The following is a 19,675-nucleotide window of genomic DNA, read 5'->3' on the forward strand; positions in this document are numbered from 1 at the left end:
CCGCGTTGGCGGGCGCACCTTGCCAACGGCGCGGAGCGTGTGCATGAAACTGATCATCCTTGACCGTGACGGAGTCATCAACGCCGACTCCGAGCTGTTCATCAAGTCGCCGGACGAATGGAAACCGATTCCCGGTTCGCTGGAAGCCATCGCCCGCCTCAACCAGTGGGGGTGGCGGGTCGTGGTCGCATCGAACCAGTCGGGGGTGGGGCGCGGGCTGTTCGGCATGGACACTCTGAATGCGATCAACGACAAGATGGTGAAAAGCCTGGCACAGCTGGGCGGACGTCTGGACGCGATCTTTTTCTGTCCGCACGCGGCCGACTCCACTTGCGATTGCCGCAAGCCAAAACCCGGCATGCTGATTCAGATTGGAGAGCGCTTCAATGTTGACCTCACTGGAGTGCCGGTGGTCGGTGACAGCCTGCGCGACCTTCAGGCGGGTGTGGCGGTTGGCTGCACCCCCTACCTCGTGCTGACTGGCAAGGGCATGAAAACGCAGCAGGATCCTGCCCTGCCGCCGGGCACCCTGGTTTATCCCGATCTGGCAGCGGTCGTTGCCGATCTCACTGCTTGAGCGGGCGGACGCCTATCGTGATTTTCCTGCGTTCCTTCCTTTTCGCGATCGTTCTTGCGATCGTCACGCCGCCCTATGCCATCTTTGGCGTGCTGACCTTCCCGTTTCCTCCATGGGTCCGGCATCGCATCATTACATCCTGGGCGCCACTGGTGATGTGGTTCGTGTGGCATCTTCTCGGCATCCGCTTTCGGGTGATCGGCAAGGAAAACATCCCGGCGGGACCGGCGGTCATCTTGTCGAAGCACCAGTCGGCGTGGGAGACGATGGCGTTGCAGGTCATTTTTCCGCCCCTGTGTTTCGTGCTCAAGCGCGAGTTGTTGAAGGTGCCTTTCTTTGGCTGGGGTCTGGCGCAGATTCCTGGCATTGCGATCGATCGCAGTGCGGGCAAGGATGCCCTGGCCCAGGTGGTGGAACAGGGCAGGGCGAGGCTGAAGGAGGGCTTCTGGGTGGTCGTGTTTCCGGAAGGCACGCGCGTGGCACCTGGGACGACGCGGCGTTACAAGATCGGCGGCACCTGGCTGGCCAAGCGCGCCGGGGTGCCGATCGTACCGGTGGCGCACAATGCGGGCGAGTTCTGGCGACGCAATGCCTTTCTCAAACGGCCCGGCGAGATCGTCGTCAGCATTGGTCCGCCGATCAATGTGAAGGGCGAGAAGACCGAGGCGTTGAACACTCGGGCTGAAGAATGGATCGAGGGCGAAATGCGGCGCCTGTTCCCGCACCACTATTCGACCGAACCGCTGACCGGGAAGATGACGGCTGTCGAGCGCGAAGAGGGACAGAACCAAGCGTGACCGCGCCATCGCCATTCGCAATCGGGCGGTCGAATAGCCTCGGCCGGTAAACAAAAAAGGGCCCCGCACTGCGGGGCCCTTCTGATTCAGCAGCGCTGGAATCGATCAGGCAGCCTTCTTGGAAGCAGCCTTGGTGGTGGTGCTCACAGCCTTGACGGTTGCGCTGGTCGCGGCAGCAACATTGGCTTCGGCCAGTTCGGTTGCTTGCTTGGCAGCCTTGCTGAAGCTGTCGTAGGCGCTGTTGGCCGCGGCGATGGCGGACTTGACGGCAGCCACGGCAACATCGGAACCAGCCGGTGCGGACTTGGCAGCCTTGTCGAGGGCAACAGCGACGCCCTTGTTCAGTTCGGCGACCTGGCCTTCAACGACCTTGGACAGTTCTTCCTGGCCTTGCGAGGCGATTTCGTAGACGCTGCGGGCATAGGCAACGGCCTTCTCGACCATCGGCTGGGCCAGCGAGGTTTGCAGCGACAGGACTTCCTGCAGGTCCTTGGCGCCCATCAGGGCCTTGGCGCTGGCAACGCTGTCTTCGAGGATCGAACGAGCAGTGTTCAGGTTCAGGGCTGCGAGGCGTTCGGCGTTGGCGAAAGCGCTGTTGGTGAGGCTCAGCAGGGTTTCGATGTTGGCCTTGTTGGTGGCGGCGAATTGCTCGGGCGTGAATACGGTCATGGTGATCTCCTGGGTGAATGCAATAAAACGGTCATGCAAAGACATCGGGTTCTGCGGCGCCGCGATGTTGCGTTGCAGCATGGTCTGAATTATAGGCAGACCGAAACGCATGTCAACCATTTTCTTGTGCGTTGCACCATTATTTTTCCCGCTTCAGATTCAAACGCTTACGTGAAGCTTACAGGATGGGGGTGGGCCAGGAATGCAGGTGCGCCAGAAGCCCGTTCGGCGCCCTTCGACATGCAATCCCGAGCATGTCATGGAGATGTTTCATGGAGATGAACCGGGACGGGCCTGCTGCGGACATTGCGTCGGCAGCGGGCCGCAGGGTGGGTGTCAGTCGTGCCTGAAGTCGGGTTTGCGCTTTTCGACAAAGGCGGCCATGCCTTCCTTCTGGTCGTTCAGTGCGAACGCGGAGTGGAAAACGCGGCGCTCGAACAGCAGGCCTTCGTTCAGACTGCTCTCGAAGGCGCGATTGACCGACTCCTTGATCATCATGACGACCGGAAGGGAGTAGCCAGCAATCGTTTCTGCCGCAGCCAGGGCTTCCTCCAGCAGGCGCTCCGCCGGGACCACGCGTGACACGAGGCCCGCACGCTCAGCTTCGGTCGCGTCCATGAAGCGGGCCGTCAGGCACATGTCCATGGCCTTGGCCTTGCCTATCGCGCGCGGCAGACGCTGGGTGCCGCCGGCACCCGGGAGAATGCCGAGCTTTACCTCGGGTTGGCCGAACTTTGCCGTCTCCGCTGCGATAATGAAATCACACATCATCGCCAGTTCGCAGCCCCCGCCGAGCGCAAAGCCGGCCACGGCGGCGATCACCGGCTTGCGGCAGGTCTTGACGCGTTCCCAGTTGCGCGTGATGTAGTCGCCCTTGTACGCATCCATGTAGGAGAAAGTGGCCATCGCGCCGATGTCAGCACCTGCGGCGAAGGCCTTCTCCGAACCGGTGATGAGAATGGCGCCGATACCGTCGTCGTGCTCGAAGGTGTCGAGTGCCGCGCCGATCTCGTCGACAAGGCTGTCGTTCAGAGCATTGAGTGCCTTGGGTCGATTCAGCGTAATCATGCCTACGCGTCCACGGGTTTCGACGATGATCATTTCGTAGTTCATGCTTTCTCCTTTATGGGTCCGTCCAGCCGCTATTGGGCGGCCGACGGTTTCGGACCGGGTTCGGGCTTATTGTCGCCCTTGGGTTGAATCGTCGCCTTGACCCGGCCCTGGTTGGCAGCGCCTGAGCCTGGTGCGTTGGTGACCAGATAGTTTTCGCTGACGGCATCGTACTCAATGTAGGCGCCACGCACCTCATCGCCACCACTGCGCACATGGGCGCGCTGGAACAGTTTCGCCTTTTCTGCACGACTGTCGTACTCGATGCGCTCGGCTTCGCCATCGACGTATTCGTCGCTCGCCTCGCGCTTCTGACGGAAGGCTGCGAGCTTACCGCCCGAGGCGGTGGCAACGCCGTTCTGGAAACCGTCAGCGCCCTGAGTCACGACCAGCTTGTCGCCTTTGATCATCAGGGTGCCCTGAGTCAGCACCACGTTTCCTTCAAAGATGTGCACCTTGTTGCGATCATCCACGGTGACGCGATCGGCTTCGATGTTGACAGGCTTGTCGCGATCGGCACGCTCGGCCTGAACAGGCATGCACAGGGCCGCCAAAAGGAGTAGCGAGGCGGTCTTCAAGATTCTCATTTCGTTTTCCCTTGGCGGCGGGGGATGATGGTGTGCACCTGGCCGATCAGGTCAAGGGTGCCAAACAGGTTGTTTGCGCGTAGTCCGAGCGCATCGGCAGTGGTCAGGCCCTGCCTTAGCTTCACCGGAGAGGATGACGCGGCGCGGCTGTCATCGGGCCATACGGTGAGTTGTTCCGACGCGAAGTGCAAACTGTCCTGTCCCGGCACCGCATCGCGTACGGCAACGACCTCTCCGCGGAAGTCGACCTGCTCGCCTTGTGACGACACTTCACCGCTTCTGGACGTGATCGTCATCCTGCGAGCATTTTCAGACAGAATTTCCAGCCGGGGGCGATCGAGATCGGTCACGTCGCGTTGCGGGTGATGGGTCAGTTGGTCGGCTAACAGCACATACCGTATGGTACCGTCCTTGCCATAGCCGGTGATGCGGGCATCGCTGGCAATGAAATCCGGAACACTGCGCGGCGAAGGTCCTGCGTCCATTTCAGGCGCGCGCGTGAGGCGCTCAAGCCAGATTGAGCCTGCCGCGAGCAGGGCAAGCGCCAGTGCAGGATAGAGGCGGTACGCCGACAGCATGGGGGTTCAACGCACGCCGGCCGGCACGCGAACGACTGGCGTGCGACTGAATTCGAGAATCATCGCGGGCAGATTGAACATCAAATCACTTTTGCCTGCATGAGGTCGTGGGTAGTCAGCGCACCGGCCAACGCACCCGCGTCGTCAAGCACCAGGAGCTGACTGATGCGCAGGCGCTCCATCATTTCCGCCGCTTCGACCGCGAGCGCCTCGGGTTCGATGGCATGCGGGTTGCGGGTGATGAGTTCAGACAGGGCGGCACTGCGGATGTCGACACCTCGCTCGAGCGCCCGGCGCAGGTCACCATCGGTGAAGATGCCCGAGGGCTTGCCGTCGGCGGATGCAACCACGGTCATGCCCATGCCGCCGCGCGTCATGGCCAGCAGCGCTTCCTTGAACGCGGCTGTCTCCGCCACCACCGGCACGTGATCCGCGCCACGCATGACGTCGCCCACGTGGGTGAGCAGGCGGCGTCCCAGACTGCCACCAGGATGCGAACGGGCGAAATCTTCGGCACCGAAACCGCGTGCATCGAGGAGCGCAACCGCGAGTGCGTCGCTGAGCGCAAGCGCCGCAGTGGTGCTGGCTGTAGGTGCCAGGTTGAGCGGGCAGGCTTCTTCGCTGACAGCCGCGTCGAGGTGCACGTCGGCTTCCCTGGCCAATGGCGAGTCGGGCTTACCTGTCATCGCGATCAGCTTTGCGCCGCGCCGTTTGACCTGCGGCACGATCATCATCAGCTCGTCACTGGCGCCAGAATTCGACAGCGCGATGACGATGTCTTCGGACGTAATCATGCCGAGGTCGCCATGTGCGGCTTCCGCCGCATGCACGAAGTACGCAGGCGTGCCGGTGCTGGCGAGCGTTGCCGCGAGTTTGCGCGCGATATGACCGGACTTGCCGATGCCGCTGACGATAACGCGTCCCTTGCGTCCGAGGATGAGTGCGACGGCACGTTCGAAATCGGCGCCAAGCCGGTCCGACAGGGCGGCCACCGCGGCGGCTTCGATTTCGAGCACGCGGCGTCCGATAAGGGTGGCGTTCGCAATCGGGGAAGAGTCAGGAATGTTTGGGTTCACAATATGGCGAAGCGGTTAAACTGGTACAAAAGCGGAACCCACGGGTGGCATCACCCGTGGGGATATCTGCCCCCGATTGTATATCAGCCGTGCCCCGCGCCGGGGTTGGGCGTTGAACTCCACAGGTCTCGATGCTGAACACGCTGGAACTTGTCCTGTTGCTGCTTGCCGCCTCCGTGGTGATGGTGGCGCTATTCCGCAGCCTCAATCTGCCTCCGGTGCTGGGCTATCTTCTGGTCGGTACGGTCGTAGGACCGCATGCGATGAACCTCGTGCCCTCATCCGAGGGCGCGAGTCACTTGGCCGAGTTCGGCGTGGTGTTCCTGATGTTCTCCATCGGGCTCGAGTTTTCGTTGCCGCGGCTGTTTGCGATGAAACGGATTGTGTTTGGCTTGGGCGCCTTGCAGGTCGTGGCCTGCATGCTGGTAACCATGCTTATCGGGCGCCTGATCGGATTCAGCTGGACCGCGAGTTTCGCGCTCGGTGGCACGCTGGCCATGTCGTCCACTGCCATTCTGTCGAAACTGCTGAGCGACCGCCTCGAACTCGACAGTCGGCATGGACGGGAGACCATCGGCGTGCTGCTCTTCCAGGACATTGCAGTGGTGCCGTTGCTGATCTTGCTGCCGGCTCTGTCGAGATCGCCCGAGGAGCTGGCGTTTACGCTCGGGCTGGCTGCGGCCAAGGCCGTCGTGCTGCTGGTTCTGGTGCTGGTGTTCGGGCAGCGCCTGATGCACTGGTGGTTTACCGTCGTGGCCAAGCGGCGCTCGGGGGAGCTCTTCATGCTCAACGTGCTGCTGATCACGCTCGGTCTGGCATGGCTGTCCGAACTCGTCGGTCTCTCCCTCGCGCTGGGCGCGTTTCTCGCCGGCATGCTGATTTCCGAGACCGAGTACCGCTATCAGGTGGAGGAGGACATCAAGCCGTTCCGGGACGTGCTGCTGGGGCTGTTCTTCGTCACTGTCGGCATGTTTCTCGATGTCGTGGCCATCGTCCAGAACCTGCCGGCAGTGATTGCGCTGGTGCTTGCCTTGCTCGTTGGCAAGTTCGGCATCGTGTTCCTCGCCTCCAGAATGCTCGGCTCTCCGCCGGGCACGGCGATGCGTTCGGGTCTGTGGTTGTGCGCGGGGGGAGAATTCGGGTTCGTGCTGCTGTCGCAGATCGCAGGCGAGAACCTGATGCCGGACGGGTTGCTGCAAACGACGGTCGCGGCCCTCGTGTTGTCGATGCTGCTTGCCCCCCTGATCGTGCAGATCAGCGACAAGCTGGTGATGCGTTTTGTCGCATCCGAATGGCTGATGCGCTCGATGGAGCTGACCCGCGTGGCGGCGCAGTCGCTGACTAACGATAAACACATCATTGTCTGTGGCTATGGTCGAAGTGGTCAGTACATGGCGCGATTCATGGAGCAGGAGAACGTGAGCTATGTAGCGTTGGACCTGGATCCCGACCGAGTGCGGGAGGCGGGCGCGGCTGGCGATACCGTGGTGTACGGCGATGCGGCGCGGCGCGAAACCCTGATGGCGGCCGGCATCATGCGTGCCAGCGCGCTGGTCATCTCCTTCAGCGAAGTCGAGGCTGCCATGCGCGTGATGCATCACGCCCATGCGCTGCGTCCTGATCTGCCGATCGTCGTCCGCGCGACGGATGAATCGAACATGGAAAAGCTGTCGCTTGGAGGTGCTGCCGAAGTGGTGCCAGAGGCGTTCGAGGGCAGCATCATGCTCGCCTCGCACGCGCTGGCCCTGGTAGGGGTGCCGTTGAACCGCGTGGTCAGGCGCATCCGCGACATTCGCAATCAGCGCTATGTGCTGATGCGCGGTTTCTTTCACGGCACCACCGATCAGGGTGACGCGGACAACAGCTTGGCGCGGCTGCATTCGGTGTCGATGCCCCCTGGCGCTGCCGCAATCGGACGCACACTCAGCGATCTGCGTTTCGACGAGATTGCGGTGTCCGTGTCGGCGGTTCGGCGGCGCGGTATCCGGGGGCTGGCGCCGGGGCCGGAAACGCGCATTCTGGAGGGTGATGTCGTCGTGCTGCTCGGTCTGCCCGGTGGCTTGGAGGCCGCCGAGCAGCGTTTGCTCAGAGGCGTTTGAGTTGCTCGCAGACGGCGTCAGAAGCCGAGGCAGGCGACATAGACGGTGTTGTCGTCGAGCGGATTGTCCTTGTCGATGACCGTAAGCGTGGTGCCGCTTCCGGTGCCGGCGCGCATCGAACCGGATGTCGGATCGCCATCGTCCAGCGTCGTGTCGAGCTGGCGGATGTATTTGCCCTGGATCCCCGCCGAGCACATGGCGTAGCTGCCGCGAACGCCGAACGGTGCGTCCTTGCCCGCGCTTTGCACGCCGAGTCGACCGCCTTCGGCGTTGCGCGGGAGAAAGCCCGCGTCGGTTGTCTGTGTCGGTCCGCTGGCAAGATTCGCCAGACGCAGGTGCTGCCAGAACAGGACCGTCTCGGGCGTGGTGTCACCGACCTCGTCGTCCCACGTGCCATCGATCTTGCCGTTACCTTTGCCGTTCGTCGTGCATGCGTTGTCTTCTGACGGACAGACGTGGGCCGACGCCTGAACGTCGTCGCCTGGCAGGGCGCGAAACTTGTCCTGATAGCCATAGATGAAGAGGGGGACGGTGCGGAAGTCCTGGGCGAGATTCTTGACCTTGGCACTGTTGATCAGTTCCTGCCCCTTAAGCACGCCCCCCAGTAGCAGGCCGATAATGACCAGTACGATGGCGATTTCGACGAGGGTGAAACCGGATTGCCTTGTTTTCACGGTGTTGCTCCTTCGTGTGGTGGAGGTAAAGCGCGGAAAGCGGTATGGCTAGCATTGCTCACAGACGGCCGGCCTGGGCAAGGCGGGCAATGAGCAGCGGATGCCCGATCCAGTGCAGCTGATCGTCAAAACGTGCGGTAATCTCGCCTGCTTCGAAGCTGGGCTTGGTGGCTGCGTGGGTGGCGTTGAGCCCGTCCGCCGCACGGTTCGGTCCGGTGGAGAACACCACGGCGGCGGCACGCGAATCGCTGAGCGTGGTGATGGCCCGGCCGACATGATCGAGGATCTGAATATTGCTGCTTGTGGCCGAAACCGGTGTGATCGGTGCGTCGGTCAGGGCGGAGTCGGCGCGATAGCGCCAGTAACCCGTCCACGGCGAATCGGTGCGATCACGCGCCCGTCCCCAGGCATCGGTGGGGCTCACGCCCAGGGTTCGCCATGGCAGATAGCCCACATGGCTGTGGTCACACGGCGGCGTGTGCTCGAGCCCATAGCCCGGACTCGCGGGATCGGTTTCCGTGGTCGGGCAGGGCAAGCGGCCGTTCAGGATGGCGAATCCGATCAGGGTCTGCTCGATGTCTCGAAGTCTTGATTCGGTGTCCTGGCGGTTGCGTGCGTCGAGATGGCTGTTGACCGGGACAATAAGCATGCCGGTGACGAGCGCCAGGATTACCAGCACCACGGCCATCTCGACCAGCGTGAAGCCGGTTGCACGACGTCTGGCAGGGCAGGGACGGGGTGTCAGAAAATGCACTTGATCACGTCCGCGCTAGCCGGACTGGCCGGGTTGAGGACCGCAAACTGTTCATTGCCGCTGAAGTCACCCGTTTCCGCTCCGAGGCTGGTCGAGTTCGGGGGCTCGAAGTACTGGGCTGGATCGGCCCGCTGTTGCGGTGTCACGCGCGACTGCGCGTCGGGCCCGAGACGTATCCGCTCGCCGCCGAATAGCACGAGTGCACGGCAGTTTTCGATGCGAGGCGCCGCACCGGGAGCGGTGAGTTCGGCCCGCAGGCACTGGCTGCCGTCGGCGCAAGCGACAAAATGCAGTTGATCCCGCCAGTTGTCGTGAAGATCTGCTTCCACATCGGCGATATGGAGCGCGTCCGCCGCAGGCAATTTGCCGCTCAGGCGGTTGCCGTCGGCCCGGCCGGCATGGGTGACGAGAAAGTCCGGCTCCGCCATCGCGATGGCGAACGCGCTGGTCGTGCGATCGATCATGCCGTTAAGCAGTGGTGCGAAATCGACGCGCCGGCGCAGCGCATCAAAGATGTCGTCGGTGGTGATCCAGATCAACAGGTCGTTATTGTCCTCGTCATTCGCCAGGCCCTGCTTGACCGACAGCGGGTCGGGCGTTGTCGTGGGGTAGCCTGCATCCAGATAGGCGGGCAGGTCTGCACTCACATCCTCGCTGCCGGGACAGCGCGCGTCCGTGGCGGCGGGTCGGTCCTGCGCATTGAGGGGCGAGCCTGCAGCGAAGATTACCGCGACGGCGGATTGGGTCTTCCCGCCGGGCACGGGAACGGGCTGTCCCCATTGATCGACGATTCGAAATTGTCCCGGACTGTCCCAGTTAAATGTCATCGGCTTGGGATTGTTCTTGATGCTGCCTGCGACCGCGTACCACAGGCAATCACCACGTCCGTCGCGCAAATCGGCCAGCCCGAGTGTGCGATAGGGAAGGCGGCCGAAGACGCCATGCCCGCGCGGCGCACAGGCGACTTTCTGGTAGGAACCGGCATTTTCCGTGTCTGGACAGGGCAGGTAGCCGTAACCCTGGTTCGGATGCTGCTCGGCGTAACTGATCGCATAACCGATCAGTGCGTTTCTCGCCTGCGCAAGGGCATGCGCGCTGTCAAGCCGGATACGGAGTTGGGTTCTGGCAATGCGCTCGCCGGAGAGCAGCACGGCGCTGGCCGCACCCAGAATCAGCGTGAGCATTAGGATGAGCAGCAACGCCCCGCGCTGCGAGTGTCTCATGGTGTGGGTGTGGCCCGCGGGGTCGTGCGGCGCAGTCGGATGGGATGCCGGTGCGGTGAGGGCGGAGGTGGCCAGCGTTCGCCGACCCGGAGTTGCTGGTCCGGCCCTCCGGCATCATTCACCAGCAGGCTGCCCGTCTTCAGATCGGCCCTGAAGCGAGCTCCCGGCAGGTGTGCGTGGTGATCGATCCAGAGCGATAGGAGTTTCTCGCCCCGCCACAGCATGCCGTCGAACTGGATGCTGACGACCATCGGGGCTGCAGCGGCCGCATCAGGGGGCGGTGTCTGTTCGAGTTGCTCGCGCTCGGCGACGCTGAAGAACAGCCTTCCGAGGGGCGCAGCCCCCGCGCTGCCATGCATCGACAGCAACAGACAGGGTAGCAGGCGCCACAGGACACTGCGCATCATCATTCGGGCGTTGGCGTCGGATGCAAGCCGAGCACATCGAAGTCGCAATGCACCTTTAGCTGTCCGACCGCTGGCGCGGGTTGCGAAGTGCGTTCAATGTCGCATCCGAGCGGATTGAAGTGCATCGTCCCGGCGGGGGCCAGGGCATGCAGGGCGTCGATGAGGGCGGCTGCATGCACGAGGCGGGCATCCATGCTCAGGTGCCTGATGCGGATTGTCGGCAGTTCCGGATGCTTTGGGGATTTGACGGTGGATGCGCTTTCCTGCCATTGCACGGCGTCGAGGCGCCTGTCCGATTGCATGCGGAGCATCGCCGCATTCCAGTCCGCTGCGGCCTGGTCCAGGCTCGTGATTCGCAGGTCGGCGAGTTTCTTTTCGACGCGCCGGGAGTGTGCTGCCCGCGTATGTGCGGCATTGAGCATCGCGCGTGCCTGCAGCAGTGCTCTCTCGGCGTGGGCAAGCTGTGTTTGCTGATCCCGGCTCGCCTGCACGCAGAACAGGTAGGTGACAAGTCCGAGTGTCATCAGGCCAATGGCCAGCATCGTCGATCTGCTTCGCAGTGGCGGAAAGGGATTGCGGGTCATTCGTCATCGCCCTCGGTGGTTTGCCCAGGCGCGGGCAAGGGCAGGTGCAGGCTCAGGCGCCGATGGGGGGCGTTAGCCCTTGAATTGCCATCATCGCCAGCCATCGCAAGGCGATTGTCTGGCGCGCGCGCCGACAGCCGGCCCTCGCCGATGGTGAATACCAGGCCAGGATGTCTTTCTGCCGCCAATTCAAGTGCATGCCTGACGTCGGCTCCTGTGTCTGCGATATGCGGGTTGCCCCCGCTCGTCTCGAGTTCGATTGCGACAGAGGGTGGTAACGATGAGGCGCGATGGCTCGATTCACCCGAGTCGGGTGATGCCGGCTGCAGCGCCCACCGCAGACGTTCCAGACGCCATGCCGGCACGGCCTCCATGATCTGGCTGACCAGGTGCATGACTAACGCCGGCGTGACAGAACGCCCTTCGAGTGCCGATATCGTCTCGACCCATGCCGCTGCGTCGGTCGTCGGTACCGCAAGTGCAGTGTCTGCTTGCTGCAGGCGATCGAGTTCCTGGCGCGTCGCGACCGCGGCAGATTGGATTCGCGCGTCCTCCTGCTGCAACTTCTGCAACGTGAGCCACTCGGCCCCGATCGCGAGCAACAGACCGGCGTAACTGGCGCCGACGATCCATGGCAGCGCGGCGCGCACCTGTGTCTGTTTGCGGCGGGCCTTCAGCGCGGGCGGCGTGTAGTCGACCGCGGGTGGACACTTGAATGCCTGTCGCAGCATGAACGGGCGTGCATCCGAATGTCCGGTCAGCGGGTCGGCGTGACGGGGCCGTGCCCAACCGTCGAGGGGCAGAAAGTCCAATTCCGCGCCCTCGATGGCGTTGGCAAGTGCGACAAGGGTGGCGTGGTCGGCGGTGTCTGCCAGAAGCTTGAGCGTGAGCGCAGAGGCGCCGTGCCCGATCCAGTGCTGGGCGGTGAGGTAGGCATGGGTCTGGGCCAGTTCGTTCGCGTATGCGGCCATGCACTCACGCAGCGTAGCGGCGCGGGGCGGGGCGAGACGGCTGAATCGAAGCCGGCCGTCAACGAACAGCGTCTGCCGCATCCCGGTTCGTGTGATGTTGATCAGCAGAAAGGTGTCGCGCTTGCGCGATGCCGGTCGCTGCCATTGGTCAAACAGCAGCGCGGGGGTGAGCACGCGGGTGATCACCTTGCCCGCGTCCGTCAGGGCCCGGAGCCAGGGCTCAAGCATTGCAGGACGCGTCAGTGCTGCGAGCAAGAGCGCATCGAGTCTGGGCTGACCGGCTTGTCTGCCGAGCGGCACGGCCACGGTGAAGGCCGTATCCGGAAAATGCTGCTGCAATCGGCGCCGGGTCATTGCGCGCGCGTCGCCCAGGCCTGCGCGAGGGATGTGTTCGAGCGCGAAGCGCTCATCGGCAAGATCGGCGATGACGATGAATTGACCGTGTGTGGGGTGTGTCTGGAGCCACTGGTCGAAGTGCTCAGGCGCCGTTCCGGCGCGCGTTTCGAAGCGCTGCTCGAGCACGGGACCGTCGTGCCCGGATGCGAAGACCTCACCGCCACTGCCATCTATCACGAGGATTCGTTTCTTTCCCATGGCTTGGCAAACTACAAAGGGAGCCGGGTCAGAATGTCGTACACGGGACCCAGGACAGCAAAGACGATCCACAGCATGAAGGCACCCAGGATGAGCGTGAGGAGTGGTTCGGCGCTGGCCTGCAGGCGCTCGATCGATTCGCGGGTGTCGCGTGCGTAGAAGCTCGCGATGTTACCGAGCGCGGCATCCATTCCGCCTGTCTGCTCTCCAATTCGCAGCATGCGTGTCACCAGTTGTGGAAAAAGCCCGGTAACCTCGAAGGCGGCGGCAATGCCATGGCCCTCGACGATGCGCCGTTCCGCTTCGCACAGGCTGTCTCGTATGGCGAGGTTCCCACTGGCGTTCACGGCAGTGCGCAATGCCTCCAATATCGTGATGCCCGAGGCGTAGAGCATGGCGATCAGGCCAGCAATGCGGGCCATGGCGATCTTGTATTGCAGGGGGCCGAGCACCGGCAGGCGCAGGCGGAGCAGGTCGAGGCGGAATCGAAAGGCAGCGCTTCGGCGATACGCCAATCCGAGACCTACACCGATGAACGGGAGCAGGGTGATCATCAGCGCGCCATGGTCGGAGACCACGTTTGAAAGATCGATCAGTATTCGGGTCTGCAGCGGCAGAGACTGGCCGGTGCTGCGGAACAGCCGGGCAAGTTCGGGGACGACGAAGAGCAGCGCGACAATGGCGGCCGCGAGCAGTACGGCGCTGACGATGATGGGATAGATCGCGAGCTTGCGCGCGTGCGCAACGAGTTCATGTTCGCGTTCGAGCGCCTGTGCCAGTTGGTTCAGAACGGGCGCCAGCGTGCCGGTCTGTTCGCCGGCCTGGAGCAGGCTGCAGAACACCTCGTCGAATGCATCGGGATGGCGGGTGGCCGCTTCCGACAGGGGCAGCCCACCTTCGATGTCTTCGAGCAGGCGCGCCACGATCTGTTGCGTGCGGGCGTGAGCGGTGGCCTCCCGCAGGTCGGTCAGTGCGTCGATGATGGGAACGCCGGCGGCAAGCAATTGCTCGAGGTGAAAGCAGAAATGAATCAGCTCGCGGCGCGGAATGCGGCCCCGTAACGCGGTGAGCAGGGTATCGTATATTCGTGCCTCGGCATTGATGAGCTCGAGCCCCCTGCGTCGCAGACGGGCTTCGAGCTCGGTGATGTCCGCTGCGTCGGTGGCACCACGGATAATCTCTCCCCGTGCGTTGAGCGCGCGATAGGTGTGTCGTGTCATGGGGCGTGCGGCGCGAGCGCTTGTGCCAGGCGCACGACCCGTGCCAACTCCTCGATGCTGGTACTCCCGTCCAGGACTCGGCGCGTGCCGTCTTCCGCAAGACTGACGAGCCCCTGTCGCCGGGCGCTGGCTGCAAGCGTCTTTCTGCTGGCATTGATGCTGACGAGGTCGCCGAGTTCGTCGTCTATGACAAGGCATTCGACGATGGACATACGTCCGCGATAACCCAGGTGGCTGCACGCAGGGCAGCCCGTGGCGCGATAGACGGTTGTGGTCGTCGCCTGTTCGGGGGAGAGATCGAGCAGCAGTTGTTCGTTGGCGGTCGCGCGATCGGGGCGGCGGCATTCCGGGCACAGGCGGCGGACCAGTCGCTGCGCGACGACCCCGACCAGATTGTCGCCAAGAATGTCCGGACGGACACCGAGATCGAGCAGGCGGGGAATTGCTCCAAGTGCGGAGTTGGTATGCAGGGTGGAGAACACTTGATGCCCGGTCATCGCCGCTCGCAGCGCCATGGCGGCAGTATCGCGGTCGCGGATTTCACCAACCAGAATGATGTCGGGGTCTTGCCGCAGCAAGGCGCGGATGCCGCTGGCAAAGTCGATACGGGCGCCGTCGCTGATCGTGGTCTGACGGACCATCTGCATCGGGTATTCGACAGGGTCCTCAAGTGTCATGATGTTGCGTGATTCGTTGTTGAGCTGATTGAGCATGGAGTAGAGCGTGGTGGTCTTGCCGCTGCCGGTAGGGCCGGTGATCAGGATCAAGCCTTCTGGCCGACTGAGCATTTGCCGGATTCGTTCAAGCTGATCCGGACTCAGGCCAATTTGTGCTAGCGGGACGAGACCCTTGTGGCGATCGAGGATGCGCAGCACGATGTTCTCGCCGTGCAGCGTCGGCTGGGCCGAGACCCTGAAGTCGACCTCGCGCCCGTTGAGCGTCAGGGAGATGCGCCCGTCCTGTGGGCTGCGGGTTTCGGCGATATTGAGCGCGGCCATGACCTTCAGCCGGACGGCCATTGCCGGCCAGTAGCTTGCATGCAGGACTCTGATTTGTTGCAGGAGGCCGTCGATCCGGTAGCGGATGCGGAGGAAACCGGCTTCCGGTTCGAAATGGATGTCCGAGGCGCCGCGTTTGACAGCATCGACAAGCAAGGCGTCGATCAGGCGAATCACGGGCGGACGGTGTTGTCGATGCGGGGTGCGGTAATCCGGCGCGGTCGTCGCGCCAGATTCGATTTCCTGGAGGACGGCGTCGATCGAGAGCTGATAGCCGTAGTGACGGTCGATGGCCTCGCGGAGTTCGGATTCGCCTGCCAGCCGGACCTCGATCCCGGGGGTGCCGGGGCAGGCGCTGCGCAGCGCGTCGAGGGCAACGATGTCGTGTCCGTCCGGGCAGGCAATGGTGAGTTCGTTGCCGAGGGCGTCGAAATGCAGCGGCAACACGTTGTGCAGGCGTGCGAGTTCTTCTGGCACGAGCTCGAGCGTTGCAGCGTCGATGACCGCTGTTTCCAGTTCGACACTGCGCTTGCCGAGTCGGGCACACAGTGTGTCGCGAAGTGTCGCTTCGGTGAGGAAGCCGAGATCGACGAGGATGCGCCCAAGTTGCTGTCGGGTGCGGGCCTGTTGCAGAAGGCCGATGCGGAGCTGATCTTCCGTGACCAGGCGCGCCTTGAGCAATTGCTGTCCGATTTTCAGCCGCGCACCGGGCGCCGAATGTGAGGCGAGTGGCGAGACGGTTGCAGTCATGGACGGCCGACCGCCGTTGTGGCGGCATCCACGACCGGACGGACACGCCCGGAGAAGGCGGGAGAAAAGAAGTCTTGTGCGGGCAGCGAGCCCCGATAACGCGCGAAGTCGCCACCGATTGCCGCTTGCTCGATCAGTAACGGGCGCAGAAAGATCACCAGTTCGGTGCGCTTCGTCGAGTCCTCTCGACGGGTGAAGAGCTCTCCCAGGACGGGGATGGCGCCGAGCACGGGGATACGGCCGCTACCGGTGTCGAGCTTGTCTTCGATCAAGCCGCCGAGTACGGCAATTTCGCCGCTGTCGAGACGAAGAACGGATTCGATTTCCCGTGTGCGTATTTGCGGCACGCGGTTCGGAATGGCACCCAGCGACGGGTTGGGATCGTCGCGAAAGCCCGAAATGCTGGAGATGGTCGGGCGCACGTTGAGGGTGACCTTGCCATCTGCACTGATCTGCGGTGTCAGCGCCATGACCATGCCGACTGACACCGACTGTGGCGTCGTCGTTGCCGTGATCTTCTCGCGGTCGCTGTCGCCGTAGGCGGTGGTCGATGCGTCCACCAGGAAGTAGACCACTTCTTCGACGACCTTGAGCATGGCTGTCTGGTTGTTCAGCACCGACAAGCGGGGACTGGACAGGACCTTGACCGTGCCGAAGGATTCGAGCAACTCGAGCTTGATGTCGAGGGTGCCCGACAGATAGGTGAGGGTGGGCGACAGCGCACTGGCGTCAACATCGGCACTGCGCGGGTGCATGTTGGCTGCGGGGCCGCCGAGTCGGGTCCAGTCGATGCCCTGGCGGTAGCCGTCACTCAACGCGACCTCGACGATGGTGGCCTCGATGATGACCTGACGACGTGCCGCCGCCTGCACCTGCGTAATGAATTTGCCGATCTGTTCTTGCTGGGCGCCGGTGGCCCTGACCATCAGCACCCCGGTTTCGCGATTGATCATCACGAACTCGCCATTTTCCGGTACTGCACAGGATGCGGGAGGCGGCCCCGGCGCGTCGGCGCTGACCCGATGCAGGTCTTCACATCTTCGCTGCTGGATGAAGCGGGCGTGTTCCTTGAGGATGGACCGGATGTTGTTTTCGAGCGACGCCCAGAAGTGGTTCAGGGATTGCGTCTCGATTTTCGTCACCGACGCATTGTTGCCACTGGCGCCTTGCGTTTCCATTGCGCTCGAGCTCGTCGCGATCTGAGTGCTGGTCGCGACCGCGCTGTTCATGCCACGGTCCAGGTTCACGTAGTCGACCTGATAACTGCGCAGAAAGGGTGTGTCGGGCATGACCGCGAGGTGGGTGCCCTCAAGCTCGAACCGGATGTCGGTCTGCCTCGCAATGCGCGCGAGCAGTCGGCGCAGTGGCTGTTCATGTGCGCTCATCGTGACTACGCCGGTCGTGCCCGGATGGATATCGATGTCGAGGCGGGCGTCGCGCGCAATCGCCATCAGTAGTTCGGTGACGGGGACACGGCTTACCGAGACGGAGTAGGTGGGGAGGGCGGGATCGGTCTCGCTCGTGTGAGTGTCGGGGGCGACCATTTCAGACTTGGGTGCCGGGGCCTCTTCGTTCTCCATGGCTGCCTGCAGGTGTGCGGACGATGGGGGACGCATCGGAACCTGGCTGCAGCCGGTCGCTGCCGCGAGTGCTAACGCGGTGAGGAGAATGGAAAATCCGGACACGGTGATTCTATTTGCATAAATGTTATTGGCATTGTAACGGCTGTCGATCACGTGTCAAGCGAGTACGCGGGAGGCGCATGAATGACCATGAGTTCGCCAGTGGCATATGGGGTGGCGCGCGGCCAAAGCCCGCGATGGCGTTGTCGCAATGCAACAGAATTGCGATGACACCCGGCGTGCCTCTGCTAAACTTCGCTGCTTACCAAGTATTGATTCGAATCCACCGGTGACACCCTCTTCTTCGCAAGCACCTTTGGTCTGTCTGCGTGACGTCCGCTTTGCCTATGGCGAGCGTGAGGTTCTGCGCGGCATCGATCTGGAAGTGCACCGTGGTCAGGTGGTGGCGATCATGGGCGGCAGCGGTTGTGGCAAGACCACATTGCTACGCCTGATTGGCGGACAGATACGAGCAACCGGCGGAAGCGTGGATGTGGCGGGGCACGACGTCGGTGCCTTGGGTAACGATGCGCTCTATGCGCTGCGCAGGCGCATGGGGATGCTGTTCCAGTTCGGTGCCTTGTTTACCGACATGAGCGTGTTCGACAACGTTGCTTTCCCCTTGCGCGAGCACACCGCATTGCCTGCGGCTCAGATTCATGATCTCGTGTTGATGAAGTTGCAGGCAGTGGGACTGCGCGGTGCGGCCGGACTGATGCCGTCCGAGTTGTCGGGCGGGATGGCACGACGGGTTGCGCTTGCGCGTGCGGTGGCGCTGGATCCGATGCTGGTGCTCTACGACGAGCCGTTCGCAGGTCTTGATCCGATTTCCCTGGGCATCGTCGGCCAGTTGATTCGCCGCCTCAATGATGCACTCGGGGCGAGTACGGTGATGGTGACCCATGATGTGCATGAATCGCTGCACATCGTCGATTACGTCTATTTCGTCTCGGATGGTCGCATCGTCGCCCGGGGGACGCCTGACGAAATTCGGGCCTCCGAACATCCGTTCGTGCATCAGTTCGTCAATGCAGAGGTCGATGGTCCGGTGCCCTTTCACTATCCTGCGCCCGCGATGTCCAGTCTTCTTGAAGGGAACGGGCGATGAGCGCGGTCGTCAATTTCGTGCGCCGCATCGGCGCAATGACCGTCGATGGTGTGTGGCGTGTGGGTTTTGCCGCGCGCTTTCTGCTGATGGTGCTCGTCTACTCCGGGCAGTCCGTGCGTCGGCTTCATCTGACGATTCGCGAGGTCTATTTCAGCGGCGTTCTGTCGCTGCTGATCATTCTCGTGTCCGGGCTTTTCGTTGGCCTGGTGCTTGGCCTGCAGGGGTATGAAACCTTGCAGCGCTATGGTTCGAGTGAGGCCCTCGGTGTCCTTGTGGCGCTGTCGCTGACGCGTGAGCTCGGTCCGGTGGTGGCAGGCTTGCTGTTCGCCAGCCGCGCAGGCTCGGCGGTGACGGCCGAAATCGGTCTGATGAAGGCCACTGAGCAATTGAAGGCGATGGATATGATGGCAGTCAATCCCCTCGCGCGCGTGGTTGCACCCCGGTTCTGGGGCGGTGTCATTTCGATGCCGCTGCTGGCGGCGATGTTCTCGGCCATGGGCATTTTTGGTGGATGGCTGATCGGCGTGGTCTTCATTGGCGTGGATGATGGCGCATTCTGGTCGCAAATGCAGGCTGCAGTGGATTTTCGCTATGACATTCTCAATGGGGTGCTGAAATCCTTCGTCTTCGGCGTGGCCGTCTCGCTGATCGCCGTATTCGAGGGCTATGACTGCAATCCGACCGCCGAGGGCGTGTCGCGGGCGATTACGCGGACGGTGGTGAGCTCGGCGCTGGCCATTCTGGCGCTGGATTTTGTACTGACTTCTTTCATGTTCCGGGGTCAATGATGAGCAGATCGACGCTCGACCTGTGGGTGGGTGTGTTCGTGGTGCTGGGGTTTGCAGCACTGGTTTTTCTTGCCATGAAGGTCGGCAACTTCACCGGACTGAGCGGTGCGCCGCTCTATTCGGTCGAGGCGCCATTCGACAACATTGGCGGGCTCAAGGTGCGTGCACCGGTCAAGAGTGCGGGGGTGCTGGTCGGCCGCGTCGCCGATATCCGCTTCGATCCCCAAGCCTATCGTGCCGTCGTGAGGCTCGAACTCGATACGCGCTACGAATTTCCTCGCGATACCATTGCCACCATCCTGACATCGGGTCTGCTGGGTGAACAGTATGTCGGACTGGAGCCGGGGGCGGATGTCGCCATGCTCAAGGCCGGCGACCGTATTCAGATTACCCAGTCTGCCGTGGTGCTGGAGAGGCTGATCAGCCAATTCATGTTCGACAAGGCGGCGGAAACGCCGGCAAAGTGACCATGCCCGACGTGATGGAGAG

Annotated in this window: 20 protein-coding genes; 6 read left to right on the forward strand and 14 right to left on the reverse strand. The window is 62.8% G+C overall.

What is annotated here, in order from left to right:
* Positions 1-43 precede the first annotated feature (43 nt).
* Both gmhB and J5J83_RS19415 read left to right on the forward strand, forming a co-directional pair.
* Positions 44-577, forward strand: coding sequence for a D-glycero-beta-D-manno-heptose 1,7-bisphosphate 7-phosphatase (gene gmhB / locus J5J83_RS19410; protein WP_212351574.1), 534 nt, complete (start codon positions 44-46; stop codon positions 575-577).
* 17 nt (positions 578-594) lie between these two features.
* Positions 595-1,374 carry a lysophospholipid acyltransferase family protein gene (locus J5J83_RS19415; protein ID WP_212351575.1) on the forward strand — a complete coding sequence of 260 codons (780 nt, stop codon included), beginning with the start codon at positions 595-597 and terminating at the stop codon, positions 1,372-1,374.
* Between the two features lie 105 nt (positions 1,375-1,479).
* On the opposite strand, the gene J5J83_RS19420 is transcribed toward J5J83_RS19415, so the two are convergent.
* The 5 genes from J5J83_RS19420 to J5J83_RS19440 form a co-directional block, all read right to left on the reverse strand.
* Positions 1,480-2,043: a phasin family protein gene (locus J5J83_RS19420; RefSeq protein ID WP_212353449.1), complete on the reverse strand. Its 564-nt coding sequence runs from the start codon at positions 2,041-2,043 to the stop codon at positions 1,480-1,482.
* Between the two features lie 336 nt (positions 2,044-2,379).
* Positions 2,380-3,156: an enoyl-CoA hydratase gene (locus tag J5J83_RS19425; RefSeq protein WP_212351576.1), complete on the reverse strand. Its 777-nt coding sequence runs from the start codon at positions 3,154-3,156 to the stop codon at positions 2,380-2,382.
* A gap of 29 nt (positions 3,157-3,185) precedes the next feature.
* A complete protein-coding gene (gene lptA / locus J5J83_RS19430) occupies positions 3,186-3,740 on the reverse strand; it encodes a lipopolysaccharide transport periplasmic protein LptA (protein WP_212351577.1) in 555 nt (184 codons plus the stop codon).
* Positions 3,737-4,318 carry an LPS export ABC transporter periplasmic protein LptC gene (lptC, locus tag J5J83_RS19435; protein ID WP_212351578.1) on the reverse strand — a complete coding sequence of 194 codons (582 nt, stop codon included), beginning with the start codon at positions 4,316-4,318 and terminating at the stop codon, positions 3,737-3,739. The genes lptA and lptC overlap by 4 nt, the downstream gene beginning before the upstream one ends.
* Positions 4,319-4,398: 80 nt before the next feature.
* Positions 4,399-5,394 carry a KpsF/GutQ family sugar-phosphate isomerase gene (locus J5J83_RS19440; protein WP_212351579.1) on the reverse strand — a complete coding sequence of 332 codons (996 nt, stop codon included), beginning with the start codon at positions 5,392-5,394 and terminating at the stop codon, positions 4,399-4,401.
* A 131-nt stretch (positions 5,395-5,525) separates the two neighbouring features.
* On the opposite strand from J5J83_RS19440, the gene J5J83_RS19445 reads away from it, so the two are divergent.
* Positions 5,526-7,493 carry a monovalent cation:proton antiporter family protein gene (locus J5J83_RS19445; RefSeq protein WP_212351580.1) on the forward strand — a complete coding sequence of 656 codons (1,968 nt, stop codon included), beginning with the start codon at positions 5,526-5,528 and terminating at the stop codon, positions 7,491-7,493.
* Positions 7,494-7,510: 17 nt separating this feature from the next.
* Here the strand turns inward: J5J83_RS19445 and J5J83_RS19450 are convergent, their stop codons facing one another.
* The 9 genes from J5J83_RS19450 to J5J83_RS19490 are packed head-to-tail and all read right to left on the reverse strand — an operon-like array spanning position 7,511 to position 17,248.
* Positions 7,511-8,167, reverse strand: coding sequence for a prepilin-type N-terminal cleavage/methylation domain-containing protein (locus J5J83_RS19450; RefSeq protein ID WP_212351581.1), 657 nt, complete (start codon positions 8,165-8,167; stop codon positions 7,511-7,513).
* Positions 8,168-8,225: 58 nt separating this feature from the next.
* Positions 8,226-8,921 carry a prepilin-type N-terminal cleavage/methylation domain-containing protein gene (locus J5J83_RS19455; protein WP_349251925.1) on the reverse strand — a complete coding sequence of 232 codons (696 nt, stop codon included), beginning with the start codon at positions 8,919-8,921 and terminating at the stop codon, positions 8,226-8,228.
* Positions 8,909-10,144 (reverse strand): hypothetical protein, encoded by a 1,236-nt coding sequence (locus J5J83_RS19460; RefSeq protein WP_212351582.1) that lies wholly within the window; start codon positions 10,142-10,144, stop codon positions 8,909-8,911. The genes J5J83_RS19455 and J5J83_RS19460 overlap by 13 nt, the downstream gene beginning before the upstream one ends.
* Positions 10,141-10,554, reverse strand: a complete 414-nt coding sequence (locus tag J5J83_RS19465) for a hypothetical protein (protein WP_212351583.1) — start codon at positions 10,552-10,554, stop codon at positions 10,141-10,143. Before J5J83_RS19465 ends, J5J83_RS19460 begins: the two co-directional genes overlap by 4 nt.
* A complete protein-coding gene (locus J5J83_RS19470) occupies positions 10,551-11,135 on the reverse strand; it encodes a hypothetical protein (RefSeq protein WP_212351584.1) in 585 nt (194 codons plus the stop codon). Before J5J83_RS19470 ends, J5J83_RS19465 begins: the two co-directional genes overlap by 4 nt.
* Positions 11,132-12,700, reverse strand: a complete 1,569-nt coding sequence (locus J5J83_RS19475; protein WP_212351585.1) for a hypothetical protein — start codon at positions 12,698-12,700, stop codon at positions 11,132-11,134. Before J5J83_RS19475 ends, J5J83_RS19470 begins: the two co-directional genes overlap by 4 nt.
* A gap of 11 nt (positions 12,701-12,711) precedes the next feature.
* Entirely contained in the window at positions 12,712-13,920 is a 1,209-nt protein-coding gene (locus J5J83_RS19480; protein WP_212351586.1) for a type II secretion system F family protein, read from the reverse strand.
* Entirely contained in the window at positions 13,917-15,668 is a 1,752-nt protein-coding gene (locus J5J83_RS19485; RefSeq protein ID WP_212351587.1) for a GspE/PulE family protein, read from the reverse strand. Before J5J83_RS19485 ends, J5J83_RS19480 begins: the two co-directional genes overlap by 4 nt.
* The gene (locus tag J5J83_RS19490) at positions 15,665-17,248 is read right to left on the reverse strand and encodes a pilus (MSHA type) biogenesis protein MshL (protein WP_249115793.1); all 1,584 of its coding nucleotides are present in this window, start codon (positions 17,246-17,248) and stop codon (positions 15,665-15,667) included. Before J5J83_RS19490 ends, J5J83_RS19485 begins: the two co-directional genes overlap by 4 nt.
* 331 nt (positions 17,249-17,579) lie before the next feature.
* Between J5J83_RS19490 and J5J83_RS19495 the strand changes: the two genes are divergently transcribed.
* From J5J83_RS19495 to mlaD, 3 genes are read left to right on the forward strand one after another with little or no spacing between them, the layout of a single operon-like run.
* Complete coding sequence (locus J5J83_RS19495; RefSeq protein ID WP_349251926.1) at positions 17,580-18,398, forward strand: ABC transporter ATP-binding protein; 819 nt, start codon at positions 17,580-17,582, stop codon at positions 18,396-18,398.
* Positions 18,395-19,186, forward strand: coding sequence for a lipid asymmetry maintenance ABC transporter permease subunit MlaE (mlaE, locus tag J5J83_RS19500; RefSeq protein WP_212351590.1), 792 nt, complete (start codon positions 18,395-18,397; stop codon positions 19,184-19,186). The genes J5J83_RS19495 and mlaE overlap by 4 nt, the downstream gene beginning before the upstream one ends.
* A complete protein-coding gene (gene mlaD / locus J5J83_RS19505; protein ID WP_212351591.1) occupies positions 19,186-19,653 on the forward strand; it encodes an outer membrane lipid asymmetry maintenance protein MlaD in 468 nt (155 codons plus the stop codon). The genes mlaE and mlaD overlap by 1 nt, the downstream gene beginning before the upstream one ends.
* The last annotated feature ends 22 nt before the right edge of the window (positions 19,654-19,675 follow it).

The sequence above is a fragment of the Azoarcus sp. L1K30 genome (assembly GCF_018122735.1).
Classification (GTDB): Bacteria; Pseudomonadota; Gammaproteobacteria; order Burkholderiales; family Rhodocyclaceae; genus Parazoarcus.